At 66.9% G+C, this 13,990-nt stretch carries 16 protein-coding genes; 13 read left to right on the top strand and 3 right to left on the bottom strand.

Annotated features, from left to right (window positions below; genetic code table 11):
• Positions 1-176 precede the first annotated feature (176 nt).
• From gshB to N7607_RS08175, 7 genes are all read left to right on the top strand, one after another.
• A complete protein-coding gene (gene gshB / locus N7607_RS08205; protein ID WP_279865550.1) occupies positions 177-1,136 on the top strand; it encodes a glutathione synthase in 960 nt (319 codons plus the stop codon).
• An 87-nt stretch (positions 1,137-1,223) separates the two neighbouring features.
• Positions 1,224-2,126: an energy transducer TonB gene (locus N7607_RS08200; RefSeq protein ID WP_279865551.1), complete on the top strand. Its 903-nt coding sequence runs from the start codon at positions 1,224-1,226 to the stop codon at positions 2,124-2,126.
• 64 nt (positions 2,127-2,190) lie between these two features.
• A complete protein-coding gene (locus tag N7607_RS08195; RefSeq protein WP_279865552.1) occupies positions 2,191-2,757 on the top strand; it encodes a YqgE/AlgH family protein in 567 nt (188 codons plus the stop codon).
• The gene (gene ruvX / locus N7607_RS08190; RefSeq protein WP_279865553.1) at positions 2,754-3,185 is read left to right on the top strand and encodes a Holliday junction resolvase RuvX; all 432 of its coding nucleotides are present in this window, start codon (positions 2,754-2,756) and stop codon (positions 3,183-3,185) included. Before N7607_RS08195 ends, ruvX begins: the two co-directional genes overlap by 4 nt.
• Positions 3,186-3,199: 14 nt before the next feature.
• Positions 3,200-3,706: a bifunctional pyr operon transcriptional regulator/uracil phosphoribosyltransferase PyrR gene (pyrR, locus tag N7607_RS08185; RefSeq protein WP_279865554.1), complete on the top strand. Its 507-nt coding sequence runs from the start codon at positions 3,200-3,202 to the stop codon at positions 3,704-3,706.
• Positions 3,707-3,715: 9 nt separating this feature from the next.
• The gene (locus N7607_RS08180) at positions 3,716-4,717 is read left to right on the top strand and encodes an aspartate carbamoyltransferase catalytic subunit (protein WP_279865555.1); all 1,002 of its coding nucleotides are present in this window, start codon (positions 3,716-3,718) and stop codon (positions 4,715-4,717) included.
• Positions 4,717-5,988, top strand: coding sequence for a dihydroorotase (locus N7607_RS08175; protein ID WP_279865556.1), 1,272 nt, complete (start codon positions 4,717-4,719; stop codon positions 5,986-5,988). The genes N7607_RS08180 and N7607_RS08175 overlap by 1 nt, the downstream gene beginning before the upstream one ends.
• 54 nt (positions 5,989-6,042) lie before the next feature.
• On the opposite strand, the gene N7607_RS08170 is transcribed toward N7607_RS08175, so the two are convergent.
• The gene (locus N7607_RS08170) at positions 6,043-6,441 is read right to left on the bottom strand and encodes a TM2 domain-containing protein (RefSeq protein WP_279865557.1); all 399 of its coding nucleotides are present in this window, start codon (positions 6,439-6,441) and stop codon (positions 6,043-6,045) included.
• Between the two features lie 111 nt (positions 6,442-6,552).
• Between N7607_RS08170 and N7607_RS08165 the strand changes: the two genes are divergently transcribed.
• Both N7607_RS08165 and N7607_RS08160 read left to right on the top strand, forming a co-directional pair.
• The gene (locus N7607_RS08165) at positions 6,553-7,764 is read left to right on the top strand and encodes a putative DNA modification/repair radical SAM protein (RefSeq protein ID WP_279865558.1); all 1,212 of its coding nucleotides are present in this window, start codon (positions 6,553-6,555) and stop codon (positions 7,762-7,764) included.
• Positions 7,764-9,212: a UdgX family uracil-DNA binding protein gene (locus tag N7607_RS08160; RefSeq protein ID WP_279865559.1), complete on the top strand. Its 1,449-nt coding sequence runs from the start codon at positions 7,764-7,766 to the stop codon at positions 9,210-9,212. Before N7607_RS08165 ends, N7607_RS08160 begins: the two co-directional genes overlap by 1 nt.
• Here the strand turns inward: N7607_RS08160 and N7607_RS08155 are convergent, their stop codons facing one another.
• Positions 9,213-10,358, bottom strand: coding sequence for a PilT/PilU family type 4a pilus ATPase (locus N7607_RS08155; protein WP_192399133.1), 1,146 nt, complete (start codon positions 10,356-10,358; stop codon positions 9,213-9,215). It abuts the gene before it with no gap.
• Positions 10,359-10,416: 58 nt separating this feature from the next.
• A complete protein-coding gene (locus N7607_RS08150) occupies positions 10,417-11,451 on the bottom strand; it encodes a type IV pilus twitching motility protein PilT (RefSeq protein WP_192399132.1) in 1,035 nt (344 codons plus the stop codon).
• 72 nt (positions 11,452-11,523) lie between these two features.
• On the opposite strand from N7607_RS08150, the gene N7607_RS08145 reads away from it, so the two are divergent.
• Genes N7607_RS08145 through N7607_RS08130 form a run of 4 tightly spaced genes read left to right on the top strand, consistent with a single transcriptional unit; the run spans position 11,524 to position 13,949 of the window.
• A complete protein-coding gene (locus N7607_RS08145) occupies positions 11,524-12,216 on the top strand; it encodes a YggS family pyridoxal phosphate-dependent enzyme (protein ID WP_279865560.1) in 693 nt (230 codons plus the stop codon).
• Between the two features lie 13 nt (positions 12,217-12,229).
• A complete protein-coding gene (gene proC / locus N7607_RS08140; RefSeq protein WP_279865561.1) occupies positions 12,230-13,048 on the top strand; it encodes a pyrroline-5-carboxylate reductase in 819 nt (272 codons plus the stop codon).
• Positions 13,049-13,057: 9 nt separating this feature from the next.
• Positions 13,058-13,651 (top strand): YggT family protein, encoded by a 594-nt coding sequence (locus tag N7607_RS08135; RefSeq protein WP_279865562.1) that lies wholly within the window; start codon positions 13,058-13,060, stop codon positions 13,649-13,651.
• A 1-nt stretch (position 13,652) separates the two neighbouring features.
• On the top strand, positions 13,653-13,949 hold the full coding sequence (locus N7607_RS08130; RefSeq protein WP_279865563.1) for a DUF167 family protein: 297 nt from the start codon (positions 13,653-13,655) through the stop codon (positions 13,947-13,949).
• Positions 13,950-13,990: the final 41 nt, after the last annotated feature.

Raw genomic sequence — 13,990 nt, 5'->3', positions numbered from 1 at the left:
ACAGTGTGGCTGAGGCCGTAACACTGACGGGCTGCGACCCGATCGTCCGGACTTTTTAGCACACTCTCCTGATGCAATCTATAAGCCCCTAATACTCGGGGTTTTTCTTGACCGGTAGCGTCCTGCGGCGCCACCCTTGCGCATCCCTTCTGCCACCCTGAAGCAGGTTTCACCCCATGAGCATTCGCCTGGGGATCGTCATGGATCCCATCGCCCAGATCAACTTCAAGAAGGATAGCTCGCTGGCCATGCTTCTGGCCGCGCAGGCTCGCGGCTGGTCCCTCTTCTATATGGAGCAGCGCGATCTCTACAGCAACGCTGGCCAGGCCCGTGCCCGCATGCAGCCGCTGCAGGTATTCAACGACCCGCAGCGCTGGTTCGAGCTGGACGCGGAGAAAGATGCTCCCCTGGCCGACCTTGACGTGATCCTGATGCGCAAGGATCCGCCCTTCGATAACGAGTTCGTCTACTCCACTTACTTACTGGAGCAGGCCGAGCGCGATGGCGTACTGGTGGTCAACCGCCCGCAGAGCCTGCGCGACTGCAACGAGAAACTGTTTGCCACCCAGTTCCCGCACTGCATGCCACCGACCCTGGTCAGCCGCAGGGCCGACATTCTGCGCGAGTTCGCCGAAACGCAGCGTGACATCATTCTCAAACCCCTGGATGGCATGGGCGGTTCTTCGATCTTCCGCCACCGCGTCGGCGACCCCAACCTCTCGGTGATCCTCGAGACCCTGACCGCCCACGGCACCCAGCAATGCATGGCGCAGGGCTACCTGCCGGGCATCAAGGATGGTGACAAGCGCATCCTGATGATCGATGGCGAGCCGATCCCCTATTGCCTGGCGCGCATTCCGGCCCAGGGCGAGACCCGCGGCAACCTGGCCGCCGGCGGCCGCGGCGAGGCGCGAGCGCTGACTGAGCGCGATCGCTGGATCGCCGCCGAGGTCGGCCCGGTACTGCGCGAGAAGGGCCTGCTGTTCGTCGGCCTGGACGTGATCGGCGAGCACCTGACCGAGATCAACGTGACCAGCCCGACCTGCATCCGCGAGATCGACAAGGCCTTCGACACCCGCATCGGCGAGCGCCTGATGGACGCCATCGAGGGCAAGCTTGCTGCGCGCAAAGCTTGATCCAGGTGGCAGCTTGGCGCTTGCGGCTTGCAGGCCGCAGGCCCTAGCCGGCAGACTGCGCGGCAATTCGTAACCCGCACCCGCCAGATGAACGCAGCCTTGAAACCGCCGCCCGAACTGACCAGCTCCGGCATCCGCCCCGCGGATCGTCTGGGCTTCACCCTGTTCGTCGCCACCCTGCTGCACCTGGCGCTGATCCTCGGCGTCAGCTTCACCCTGGCCAAGCCCGGCGAGCTGAGCAAGACACTGGAAATCACCCTGTCGACCTTCAACAGCGACAAGCAGCCGGAGAAGGCCGATTACCTGGCCCAGCACAACCAGCAGGGCAGCGGCACTCTGGAGCACAAGGCCGCGCCCAAGACCACCGAGCAGGCGCCGTTCCAGGACAGCAAGGTCAACAAGGTCACCCCGGCCGCCGCACCGCAGCCGACCCAGCGCAAGGAGGCGGTCGCCAGCAAGACCTCGCTGACCACCACCAAGCAGCAACAGCAGAAGGCGGCGACCAAGCGGAAGGAAGAAGAGCCGCAACCCGACGCGCAGCCGGCGCCAGTGTTCGACACCGCCCAGCTGTCCGCCGAGATCGCCAGCCTGGAAGCCGAACTGGCCCAGGAGCAGCAGCTCTATGCCAAGCGCCCGAAGATCCACCGCCTCAATGCCGCCTCGACCATGCGCGACAAGGGCGCCTGGTACAAGGACGAGTGGCGCAAGAAGGTCGAGCGAGTCGGCAACCTCAACTATCCAGAAGAAGCCCGGCGCCAGCGCGTCTACGGCAGCCTGCGCCTGCTGGTGTCGATCAATCGCGACGGCACCCTGTATGAAGTGCAGGTACTGGAGCCTTCCGGCCAACCGGTGCTGGACCAGGCCGCCCTGCGCATCGTGCGCCTGGCCGCCCCCTTCGCCCCGTTCACCGGCGACCTGGCCGACATCGACCGCCTGGAAATCATCCGCACCTGGCGCTTCGAGCGCGGCGACCGTCTGTCCAGCAACTGATCGGGGCTGCGGCATTTCCGCCCGGCGCTTGAAGCCGGCGCCGTCAGGGTCGAAACTAGCGACCATGAAGACCGCCCCCAGCTACCTCAAGCACCACTTCCTGATCGCCATGCCGCACATGGCCGATCCCAACTTCGCGCAGACCGTCACCTACCTGGTGGAACACAACGAACAGGGCGCCATGGGCCTGGTGATCAACCGCCCCAACGGACTCAACCTGGCAGATGTGCTGGAGCAGCTGCGCCCGGACGAGACGCCCTCCGTCCTGTGTCAGAGCCTGCCGATCTTCGCCGGCGGTCCGGTGCAGACCGATCGCGGCTTCGTCCTGCATCCGGCGGGGCAGAGTTTCCAGGCGACCCTGGAGCTGGGCGAGCTGGCCCTGTCCACCTCTCAGGACGCGCTGTTCGCCATCGCCGATGGCAGCGGCCCGGCCAGGCACCTGATCACCCTCGGCTACGCCGGCTGGGAAGCCGGCCAGCTGGAGACCGAGCTGACCGACAACGCCTGGCTGACCTGCCCGGCCGACGCCGCCATCCTCTTCGACACCCCCGCCGAGCAGCGTCTAGGCGCCGCCGCCGCACGCCTGGGCATCAACCTCAGCCTGCTCACCACCCAGGCCGGCCACGCATGAGCGCCGCGCCGCGCCTGCTGCTGGGCTTCGACTACGGCACCAAACAGATCGGCGTCGCCGTCGGCCAGGCCATCACTGGCCAGGCCCGCGAACTCTGCGTGCTCAAGGCACAGAACGGCGTGCCTGACTGGCAGAAGGTCGAGGCGCTGATCAAGGAGTGGCAGCCGGACGCTATCGTCGTCGGCCTGCCGCTGAACATGGACGGCACCAAGAGCGAGATGAGCGAGCGCGCCGAGAAGTTCGCCCGCCGCCTCAACGGCCGCTTCAATCTGCCGGTGCATACCCACGACGAACGCCTGACCACCTTCGAGGCCAAGGGCCAGCGCCTGTCCCAGGGCCAGCGCGGCGGCTACCGCGAGCGCCCGGTGGACGCCCTGGCCGCCGCCCTGCTGCTGGAAGGCTGGCTGGAACAGAATCTTTCGAACTGATTGCGAGGAACGCCATGACCCTGCCCGATCCCCAACAGCTGCTGCCGCGCATGGCCGGCGATCTGCAGGCGCTGCTCAAGCGCCGCGGCGTCGAGCAGGTGCACTTCATCGGCATCCGCACCGGTGGCGTGTGGGTCGCCGAGGCGCTGCTGCGCGAGCTGGGCCTAGAGCAGCCGCTCGGCACCCTCGACGTGTCTTTCTATCGCGACGACTTCACCCGCAGCGGCCTGCACCCGCAAGTGCGCCCTTCCGAGCTGCCGTTCGAGATCGAGGACCAGCACCTGGTCCTGGTCGACGACGTGCTGATGAGCGGCCGCACCATCCGCGCCGCCCTGAATGAACTGTTCGACTACGGCCGCCCGGCCAGCGTGACCCTGGTCAGCCTGCTCGACCTGGACGCCCGCGAGCTGCCGATCCACGCCGACGTGCTCGGCGCGACCCTCGCCCTGCCCCCTGCGCAACGGGTAAAATTGTCCGGCCCCGCGCCGCTCACCCTCGAGCTGCAAAGCCTTTCCGCCTAGGAATACCCCATGCCCACCGACGCCAAGCGTTCGCTGCAGCTCAACGACCAGGGCCAGCTGCGCCACTTCCTCTCGCTCGACGGCCTGCCCCGCGAGCTGCTGACGGAAATCCTCGACACCGCCGACTCCTTCCTCGAAGTCGGCGCCCGCGCGGTGAAGAAGGTCCCGCTGCTACGCGGCAAGACCGTGTGCAACGTGTTCTTCGAGAACTCCACGCGCACCCGCACTACCTTCGAGCTGGCCGCCCAGCGCCTGTCGGCCGACGTGATTAGCCTTAACGTGTCGACCAGCTCGACCAGCAAGGGCGAGACCCTGTTCGACACCCTGCGCAACCTGGAAGCCATGGCCGCCGACATCTTCGTGGTACGGCATGCCGACTCCGGCGCCGCGCACTTCATCGCCGAGCACGTGTGCCCGAACCTGGCGATCATCAACGGCGGCGACGGCCGCCACGCGCACCCGACCCAGGGCATGCTCGACATGCTCACCATCCGCCGCCACAAGGGCAGCTTCGAGAACCTCTCGGTGGCGATCGTCGGCGACATCCTGCATTCGCGGGTGGCGCGTTCGAACATGCTGGCCTTGAAAACCCTGGGCTGCCCGGACATCCGCGTGATTGCGCCGAAGACCCTGCTGCCGGTGGGCATCGAGCAGTACGGGGTGACCGTCTACAGCGACCTCGCCGAGGGTCTCAAGGATGTGGACGTGGTGATCATGCTGCGCCTGCAGCGCGAGCGCATGCAGGGCGGCCTGCTGCCCAGCGAGGGCGAGTTCTACCGCCTCTACGGCCTGACCGAGCAGCGCCTCAAGCTGGCCAAGCCGGACGCCCTGGTGATGCACCCGGGGCCGATCAACCGCGGCGTGGAAATCGAGTCGGCGGTGGCCGACGGCCCGCAATCGGTGATCCTCAACCAGGTCACCTATGGCATCGCCATCCGCATGGCCGTGCTGTCGATGGCCATGAGCGGCCAGAACGCCCAGCGTCAACTGAATGCCGAGGAGCACAACTGATGCGCACGCGAATCCTCGGAGCCCGGGTGATCGACCCGGCCAGTGGCCTGGACCAGGTCCGCGACCTCTATCTGGACGGCGGCAAGCTCGTCGCCTTCGACCAGGCGCCGGCCGGCTTCAGCGCCGACCAGGAGATCGACGCCCGCGGCCTGATCGCCAGTCCCGGCCTGGTCGACCTCTCCGCCGCCCTGCGTGAGCCGGGCTACAGCCGCAAGGGCAATATCGCCAGCGAGACCCTGGCCGCCGCCGCTGGCGGCGTCACCAGCCTGTGCTGCCCGCCGCTGACCAAACCGGTACTGGACACCCCGGCCGTGGCCGAATTGATCCTCGACCGCGCCCAGGAGGCCGGGCATACCAAGGTGTTCCCTATCGGCGCCCTGACCAAGGGCCTGGCCGGCGAGCAGCTGGCCGAGCTGGTCGCCCTGCGTGACGCCGGCTGCGTGGCCTTCGCCAACGGCCTGGCGCCGCTGGCCAACAACCGCACCCTGCGCCGCGCGCTGGAATACGCGGCCACCTTCGACCTGACGGTGATCTTCCATTCGCAGGACGCCGACCTGGCCGACGGCGGCCTGGCCCACGAAGGCGCCACTGCCAGTTTCCTCGGCCTGGCCGGCATTCCGGAAAGCGCCGAGACCGTGGCCCTGGCCCGCGACCTGCTGCTGGTCGAGCAGAGCGGCGTGCGCGCCCACTTCAGCCAGATCACCAGCGCCCGCGGCGCCGAGATGATCGCCACAGCCCAGGCCCGTGGCCTGCCGGTGACCGCCGATGTGGCCATGTACCAGCTGATCCTCACCGACGAGGCGCTGCTCGGCTTCTCCAGCCTGTACCACGTGCAGCCGCCACTGCGTACCGCCTTCGACCGTGACGGCCTGCGCGAGGCAGTGAAGAACGGCGTGATCGGCAGCATCGCCAGCCATCACCAGCCCCACGAGCCGGACGCCAAGCTGGCGCCCTTCGGCGCCACCGAGCCGGGCATCAGCAGCGTCGAACTGCTGCTGCCGCTGGCTCTGACTCTGGTGCAGGACGGCCTGCTCGATCTGCCGACCCTGCTCGCCCGCCTCACCAGCGGCCCGGCCAAGGCCCTGCGCCTGCCCGCCGGCCGCCTGGCCGTGGGCGCCCCGGCCGACCTACTGCTGTTCGATGCCGAAGGCCAGACCCTGGCCGGCGAAACCTGGCGCTCCAAGGGCGGCAACTGCCCGTTCATCGGCCACTGCCTGCCTGGCCAGGTGCGCTACACCCTGGTCGATGGCCGTCTCAGCTATCAGGGCTGAAACCACCGACCATGAAAAAGTCCGCCGATTGGCGGGCTTTTTTCTGCGCGGAACTCAGGTGCGCGAGGCGTTCTTGATCGAGACCTGGGTGTTGAGGGTCCAGAAGTCGTAGAGCACGCCGAGCAGGAACAGGCCGCCGGTGAACAGGTAGATGATCCCGGTGATCCACTTGCCCTGGTACATGCGGTGCACGCCGAACACACCGAGGAAGGTCAGCAGGATCCAGGCCACGTTGTAGTCGGTATCGCCGGCGGTGAAGCGCAGGTCCGCCTCGCGATCCATGCCCGGGATCAGGAACAGGTCGATGATCCAGCCGATGAAGAACAGGCCAAAGGTGAAGAACCAGATGGTCCCGGTCACCGGCTTGCCGTAGTAGAAGCGGTGCGCGCCGAGAAAGCCGAAGATCCACAGCAGATAGCCGATGACCTTGCTGTGGGTGTCCTGTCGTTGCATGTGAACTCCTTGCGTGATGAAAACCGCGCCGCCGACAACCGGCTGCCGCGAGCGCTTGCGCCGGCAAGCGATTGAACAAATACTGTATGCAAATACAGTATTTGGCTATCCATGGAACTCATCGACAAGCTAACCGTATTGGCCGACGCGGCCAAGTACGACGTGTCCTGCGCCAGCAGCGGCGCACCCAAACGTGACTCGCGCGGCAAATCCGGCCTGGGCGCCACCAACGGCATGGGCATCTGCCACAGCTTCACCCCGGACGGCCGCTGCGTGGCACTGCTGAAGATCCTGCTGACCAACTTCTGCCTGTATGACTGCCAGTACTGCGTCAACCGCCGCTCCAGCGACGTACCACGGGCGCGCTTCACCCCCGAGGAAGTGGTGCGCCTAACCCTGGACTTCTACCGGCGCAACTGCATCAGCGGCCTGTTCCTCAGCTCCGGCATCATCCGCTCGGCCGACTACACCATGGAGCAGCTGGTACGCGTCGCCCGGCTGCTGCGCGAAGAGCACGAGTTTCGCGGCTATATCCACCTGAAGACCATTCCCGACGCCTCCCCCGAGCTGATCGCCGAGGCCGGCCGCTATGCCGACCGCCTCAGCGTCAATATCGAGCTGCCCAGCGAGGCCAGCCTGATTCGCCTGGCGCCGGAGAAGAAGGTCGGCACCATCAAGCAGGCGATGGGCTCGATCCGCCTCGGCGTCGATGAGGCCCGCGAGGAAGTCCGTGGCCCGGCGTTCGCACCGGCGGGGCAGAGCACGCAGATGATCGTCGGTGCCGACGACACCGACGACCGCACCATTCTCGACACCGCGCAGACGCTGTACGGCGCCTACAAGCTCAAGCGCGTCTACTACTCGGCGTTCAGCCCGATCCCGCACAGCCCGAAGAGCGTGCCGTTCCAGGCCCCGCCGCTGTTGCGCGAACACCGCCTCTATCAGGCGGATTTCCTGTTGCGCGGCTACGGCTTCAACGTCCAGGAGCTGATCGCCACGCCGGGCAACCTGGCCCTGGACATCGACCCCAAGCTGGCCTGGGCCCTGGCCAACCGCGCGCAGTTCCCGCTCGACCTCAACCGCGCGGAGCCGGCGATGATCGCGCGCGTGCCCGGTATCGGCATGCTCAGCGCCAAGCGCCTGGTCGACCTGCGCCGCCAGCGGCGCATCCGCTACGCCGACGTGGTGCGCCTGCGCTGCGCCATGGACAAGGTCAAACCCTTCATCGTCACCCAGGACTACCGCCCGCAGCAGGCCACCCTGGAGTCCGCCGTACTGCGCCGCCAGCTCAGCGACACGCCGGCGCAGATGGCCCTGTGGTGATGCACGCCGCGCACTTCGATGGCAGCTTCGCCGGCTGGCGCAGCGAGGCCCGCCGTCTGCTGCAAGCGGGCATCCCACCGCACGCGGTGAACTGGCAGGCGGGCAAGAATGACCGCCACCTGTTTGCCAGCCTCGCGCCAGAGCCGTTGCAGGCTTCGGCGCCGCCCGCCCCGCTCATCCCACGTGAACTGCCCGAGCTGCTGGAAAACGCCGCACGCTTTCGCGCCGAGGATCGCTGGGCGCTGCTGTACCGGATTCTCTGGCGCGTCAGCCAGGGCGACCGCGCCGCCATGCTGGCCGGCGACCGCGACGGCAGCGTGCTGCAGCGCCGGATCAAGAGCGTGCATCGCGAAGCCCACCACATGCACGCCTTCCTGCGCTTTCGCCAGCGTCCGGCGGAATCCGGAGCGCCGGCCTTCGTCGCCTGGCACGAACCGGCCCATGACATCCTGGAAATCGCCGTCGAGCATTTCGCCGAACGCCTGGGCCGCGCCACCTGGCTGATTGCCACACCGGACGCCGCCGCGCTGTGGGATGGCACGCAGATGCGCATCCTGCGGCCCTGCCCCATTGAGCTGCGCGACCTGGCGCGCGGCGCGGAAGACCCCGGCGCCGATCTGTGGCTGGCTTACTACGGCGCCACCTTCAACCCGGCGCGGCTCAACCGCGACGTGCTGGAAAGCAACATGCCGGTACGCTTCTGGAAGGATCTGCCCGAGGGCCCGCTGATCCCGCAGCTGATGAGCCAGGCCCGCGCCGGCCAGCAGCGCCTGGCGCAGACCGCCAGCGTCGGCGAGCTTGCGGGCAAGGAGGTGCTGATCGCCAGCGACAGAGCCCAGCCGCAGCGCGCTCCCAGCACCACACTGGACGATTGCCGCGCCTGTGACATCTGGCGCGGCGCCACCTGCGCGGTGCCTGGCGAGGGCCCGCGCGATGCGCGGATCATGCTGGTCGGCGAGCAGCCGGGCGATCAGGAAGACCTGGCTGGGCGCCCCTTCATCGGCCCCGCCGGCCAGGTGTTGCAGCGCGCGCTGGCCCAGGCCGGACTACCCCGCGAAAGGGTCTACCTGACCAATGCGGTAAAACACTTCAAATGGCTTCCCCGCGGCGGACCGAACAGCCGCGCCGCCACGCGCCTGCATGCAACGCCGAAACCGGGAGAGATAAAGGCCTGTCGCCGCTGGCTCGGCGACGAGCTGGCAGAGGTGGTGCCGCAGGTGGTGGTGGCGCTCGGCAAGACGGCACTGGCAGCGCTGCTGCAGACCTACGAGCCGCAACGCCTGCGCCTGGCGGACTTCGCCGAGCCGTTCAGGCATGAGGAGCGCTGGCTGGTGGTGGCGCCGCATCCCGCAGCAGTGCTGCGGGCGGGCAATGGCGGCGACCAGCGTTTCGACGAGTTGGTCGCCGCCTTGACTCGGGCGCGCCAGCTGGCGCTGGCGGCCGGATGATCAGCGGAAGCGCCGACCGGGGTCTTCTTCGCTCGCCTGCAGGCTGAGGCCTTCGCTCATGCTGGTCAGGTGATCGCCGTCGGTCTCCGAGCCGAGCTTGATCAGCAGGCGCAGGTCGTTCGCCGAGTCGGCGTAGAGCAGGGCGTCCTCATAAGTGATCTCGCCCTGGGTGTAGAGGTTGTACAGCGCCTGGTCGAAGGTCTGCATGCCCAGCTCGGTGGAGCGCTTCATCAGCCCCTTGAGCTCGTGCACCTCGCCCTTGCGGATCAGGTCGGCGGCCAGGGGGGTGTTGATCAGTACCTCGATCACCGCGCGGCGGCCCTTGCCATCCGGGGTCGGCACCAGCTGCTGGGCGACGATGGCCTTGAGGTTGAGCGACAGGTCCATCCACACCTGGTTGTGTCGATCCGGCGGGAAGAAGTTGATGATCCGGTCCAGCGCCTGGTTGGCGTTGTTGGCGTGCAGCGTGGCCAGGGCCAGGTGGCCGGTCTCGGCGAAGGCCACGGCGTAGTCCATGGTCTCGCGGGTACGGATCTCGCCGATCAGGATCACGTCCGGCGCCTGGCGCAGGGTGTTCTTCAGCGCCACTTCGAAGGACTCGGTATCGATGCCCACTTCGCGCTGGGTGACGATGCAGCTCTGGTGCTGGTGGATGTACTCGATCGGGTCTTCGATGGAGATGATGTGGCCGCTGGTGTTCTTGTTGCGGTAGCCGATCATCGCGGCCAGTGAGGTGGACTTGCCGGTACCGGTCGCACCGACGAACAGCACCAGGCCGCGCTTGGTCAGGGCCAGCTTCTTCAGCACCTCGGGCAGCTTGAGGTCGTCGATGGTCGGGATGTTGGTCTCGATGCGACGCAGCACCATGCCCGCCAGGTTGCGCTGGTAGAAGGCGCTGACCCGGAAGCGGCCGACGCCACGGGCGCTGATGGCGAAGTTGCACTCGTGGTTCTCGGCGAACTCGCGGCGCTGCTGCTCGTTCATCACCGAGTGCACGGTCTCGCGGGTCTGCTCCGGCGACATGGGGTTCTTGGTCACCGGCATGATCTTGCCGTTGACCTTCATCGACGGTGGCACGCCGGCGGTGATGAACAGGTCGGAACCGCCCTTCTCCACCATCAAGCGCAACAGCTTTTCAAATTCCATCGTTCCCGCCCCGCATCTCTCGTATGCGGCGACCGCCTAGACGGCCGCCTCTTTGTTGTTAGAAGTTTTCCGGCGTCTTGGCCTTCTCGCGGGCCGCCTCGCGGCTGACCAGGCCCTTCGACACCAGACCCTTGAGGCAGTTGTCGAGGGTCTGCATGCCCAGTGCGCCACCGGTCTGGATCGACGAATACATCTGCGCCACCTTGTCCTCGCGGATCAGGTTACGGATCGCCGGGGTACCGATCATGATCTCGTGGGCCGCCACGCGACCGCCGCCGATCTTCTTCAGCAGGGTCTGCGAGATCACCGCCTGCAGCGATTCGGAGAGCATGGAGCGGACCATGGACTTCTCCTCGGCCGGGAACACGTCGACCACCCGGTCGATGGTCTTGGCGGCGGAGGTGGTGTGCAGGGTGCCGAACACCAAGTGGCCGGTTTCCGCGGCGGTCAGCGCCAGGCGGATGGTTTCCAGGTCACGCATCTCACCGACCAGGATGATGTCCGGGTCTTCCCGCAGGGCCGAACGCAGGGCTTCGGAGAAGCCGTGGGTGTCGCGGTGCACCTCGCGCTGGTTGACCAGGCACTTCTTCGACTCGTGAACGAATTCGATCGGGTCTTCGATGGTGAGGATGTGGTGGTACTTGTTGCAGTTCAGGTAGTCGAGCATGGCCGCCAGGGTGGTCGACTTGCCCGAACCAGTCGGGCCGGTGACCAGCACCAGGCCGCGCGGCACGTCGGTGATCTTCTTGAACACCTCGCCCATGCCCAGGTCCTCCATGCTCAGGACCTTGGAGGGAATGGTCCGGAACACGGCGCCGGCGCCACGGTTCTGGTTGAAGGCGTTGACCCGGAAGCGCGCCACGCCGGGGACTTCGAAAGAGAAGTCGGTCTCGAGGAATTCCTCGTAATCCTTGCGCTGCTTGTCGTTCATGATGTCGTAGATCAGCGCGTGGACCTGTTTGTGGTCCATCGCGGGCAGGTTGATCCGCCGTACATCGCCATCGACACGAATCATCGGCGGCAGACCCGCCGAGAGGTGCAGGTCCGACGCGCCTTGCTTGGCACTGAAGGCAAGCAGCTCGGTAATATCCATGGGACTCCCCAATCACATGCAAGCAGGTAGAATGCCGCAGACCCCTGACGGGCGGGCTATAGAGCGCGAGTAATGTCCACGATAGCAGAGAATATTGCAAAGGTTCGCGAGCGTATCCGTGAGGCGGCGCAAGCCTCGCAGCGCGATCCGCAGGCAATCGGCCTGCTTGCCGTGAGCAAGACCAAGCCGGCGCGGGCGGTGCGCGAGGCCCATGCCGGCGGGCAGGTCGACTTCGGCGAAAACTACCTGCAGGAAGCCCTGGCCAAGCAGACCGAACTGGCCGACCTGGACCTGATCTGGCACTTCATCGGGCCCATCCAGTCGAACAAGACCAAGCCAATCGCCGAGCACTTTCACTGGGTGCACTCGGTAGACCGCCTGAAGATCGCCCAGCGCCTGTCCGAACAACGTCCCGCGCACCTGCCACCGCTGAACATCTGCCTGCAGGTGAATGTCAGCGGCGAGGCCAGCAAGTCCGGCTGCGCGCCCGAAGAACTGTCCGAGCTGGCACAGGCGGTTACACAACTGCCGAGACTGCGCCTGCGCGGATTGATGACAATCCCCGAACCGAGCGACGATCCGCAGGCCCAGCGCGCGCCCCTGGCCCGCCTGCGCCAGCTGCGCGACGCGCTGAACCCGGACCTCGACACCCTGTCCATGGGCATGAGCCAGGACCTGGAGGCCGCCGTCGCCGAAGGCGCCACCTGGGTGCGCATCGGTACCGCGCTGTTCGGTGCCCGCGACTACGGCTCGCCCTCCCTATAAAGGAAGCATGTACATGACTCATCCGCGTATCGCCTTCATCGGCGCCGGCAACATGGCCGCCAGCCTGATCGGCGGCCTGCTGGCCCAGGGCATCCCGGCCGACCATATCCGCGCCAGCGACCCGGGCGCCGAGCAACGCGCCAAAGTCGCCGCCGAATACGGCATCCAGCTATTCGAGAGCAACGCGGAGGCCATCGCCGGCGCTGACCTGGTGGTCCTGGCGACCAAGCCGCAGGTGCTCAAGGGCGTATGCCAGGCCCTGGCGCCCAGCCTGCAGTCGGGCCAGTTGATCGTTTCCATAGCCGCCGGCATCACTTGCGCCAGCCTCAGTGCCTGGCTCGGCGACGTGGCCATCGTGCGCTGCATGCCCAACACCCCGGCACTGCTGCGCCAGGGCGTCAGCGGCCTGTATGCCAACGCCAAGGTTTCCGCCGCCCAGCGCCAGCAGGCCGAGCAGTTGCTGGCCGCCGTGGGCCTGGCCCTGTGGCTGGACGAAGAGCAACTGATCGACGCCGTCACCGCCGTCTCCGGCAGCGGCCCGGCGTACTTCTTCCTGCTGATCGAGGCGATGACCGCCGCCGGCGAGAAACTCGGCCTGCCGCGCGACACCGCCGCCCAACTGACCCTGCACACCGCCCTGGGCGCCGCGCGCATGGCCACCGAGAGCGATGTCGAGGCCGCCGAACTGCGCCGCCGCGTCACCTCGCCCAACGGCACCACCGAAGCGGCGATCAAGAGCTTCCAGGCCGGCGGCTTCGAAGCCCTTGTGCAACAGGCTCTGGACGCCGCCGCCAGGCGCTCCGCCGAACTCGCCGAACAACTGGGTCAATAAGGAACTTCCATGTCCGGATTCGCTGAAGCCCTCATCTACATCATCCAGACGCTGGGCAGCCTGTACCTGCTGATCGTGCTGCTGCGGTTCATCCTGCAGCTGGTACGCGCCGACTTCTACAACCCGCTCAGCCAGTTCACGGTGAAGGCCACCCAGCCGCTGCTCAAGCCGCTGCGGCGGATCATCCCCGGCTTCGGCGGCCTCGACCTGGCCTCGCTGATCCTGGCGATCCTGGTGCAGCTGGTGCTGATGGTGGTGGTCGTGCTGATCGCCGGCGCCAACCCGCTCGCGATCGGCCTGCAGCTGCTGGTGTGGGCGATCATCGCGGTGACCTCGCTGTTCCTGAAGATCTTCTTCTTCGCCATGATCATCAGCGTGATCCTCTCCTGGGTCGCCCCCGGCAGCTACAACCCGGGCGCGCAACTGGTCAACCAGATCTGCGAGCCGCTGCTGGCACCGTTCCGCAAACTGATCCCCAACCTCGGCGGCCTGGATATCTCGCCGATCTTCGCCTTCATGGCCCTGCACCTGATCGACCGTTTCGTGATCGGCAACCTGGCGATCATGACGGGGATGCCGGCCGTCCTCAGCCCCTTCATCTGAAGTGGGCTGGTTCCGCTGGGACGGCGACGACCTGCTGCTCGACTGCCATCTGCAGCCCAAGGCGAGCAAGGACGAATTCGCCGGGCTGCACGGCGAGCGCCTGAAGATCCGCCTCACCGCGCCGCCGGTGGATGGCAAGGCCAATGCCCAGCTGCTGGCCTTTCTGGCCGCCGCCTTCGGCGTCGCCAAGAGCCAGGTCAGCCTGGAAAGCGGCGAGCTGAACCGGCAGAAGCGCGTGCGCATCCGCGCCCCGCGCCAGTTGCCGGACCTGCCGGGCATGACCGCCCGGTCGCCCTGAGCGACCTTCGAGCCGAAGTTGTGAAACACAGCGATTGACGC

This window comes from Pseudomonas sp. GD04019, from assembly GCF_029837695.1.
Taxonomy (GTDB): Bacteria; Pseudomonadota; Gammaproteobacteria; order Pseudomonadales; family Pseudomonadaceae; genus Aquipseudomonas.
Note: the sequence above shows the minus strand (reverse complement) of the source record. Positions and strands in the feature narration are given on the sequence as shown.

Coding starts and splice junctions, on each gene's coding strand:
- gshB (WP_279865550.1), top strand. CDS start 177: ATGAGCATTCGCCTGGGGATCGTCATGGATCCCATCGCCCAGATCAAC.
- N7607_RS08200 (WP_279865551.1), top strand. CDS start 1,224: ATGAACGCAGCCTTGAAACCGCCGCCCGAACTGACCAGCTCCGGCATC.
- N7607_RS08195 (WP_279865552.1), top strand. CDS start 2,191: ATGAAGACCGCCCCCAGCTACCTCAAGCACCACTTCCTGATCGCCATG.
- ruvX (WP_279865553.1), top strand. CDS start 2,754: ATGAGCGCCGCGCCGCGCCTGCTGCTGGGCTTCGACTACGGCACCAAA.
- pyrR (WP_279865554.1), top strand. CDS start 3,200: ATGACCCTGCCCGATCCCCAACAGCTGCTGCCGCGCATGGCCGGCGAT.
- N7607_RS08180 (WP_279865555.1), top strand. CDS start 3,716: ATGCCCACCGACGCCAAGCGTTCGCTGCAGCTCAACGACCAGGGCCAG.
- N7607_RS08175 (WP_279865556.1), top strand. CDS start 4,717: ATGCGCACGCGAATCCTCGGAGCCCGGGTGATCGACCCGGCCAGTGGC.
- N7607_RS08170 (WP_279865557.1), bottom strand. CDS start 6,441: ATGCAACGACAGGACACCCACAGCAAGGTCATCGGCTATCTGCTGTGG.
- N7607_RS08165 (WP_279865558.1), top strand. CDS start 6,553: ATGGAACTCATCGACAAGCTAACCGTATTGGCCGACGCGGCCAAGTAC.
- N7607_RS08160 (WP_279865559.1), top strand. CDS start 7,764: ATGCACGCCGCGCACTTCGATGGCAGCTTCGCCGGCTGGCGCAGCGAG.
- N7607_RS08155 (WP_192399133.1), bottom strand. CDS start 10,358: ATGGAATTTGAAAAGCTGTTGCGCTTGATGGTGGAGAAGGGCGGTTCC.
- N7607_RS08150 (WP_192399132.1), bottom strand. CDS start 11,451: ATGGATATTACCGAGCTGCTTGCCTTCAGTGCCAAGCAAGGCGCGTCG.
- N7607_RS08145 (WP_279865560.1), top strand. CDS start 11,524: ATGTCCACGATAGCAGAGAATATTGCAAAGGTTCGCGAGCGTATCCGT.
- proC (WP_279865561.1), top strand. CDS start 12,230: ATGACTCATCCGCGTATCGCCTTCATCGGCGCCGGCAACATGGCCGCC.
- N7607_RS08135 (WP_279865562.1), top strand. CDS start 13,058: ATGTCCGGATTCGCTGAAGCCCTCATCTACATCATCCAGACGCTGGGC.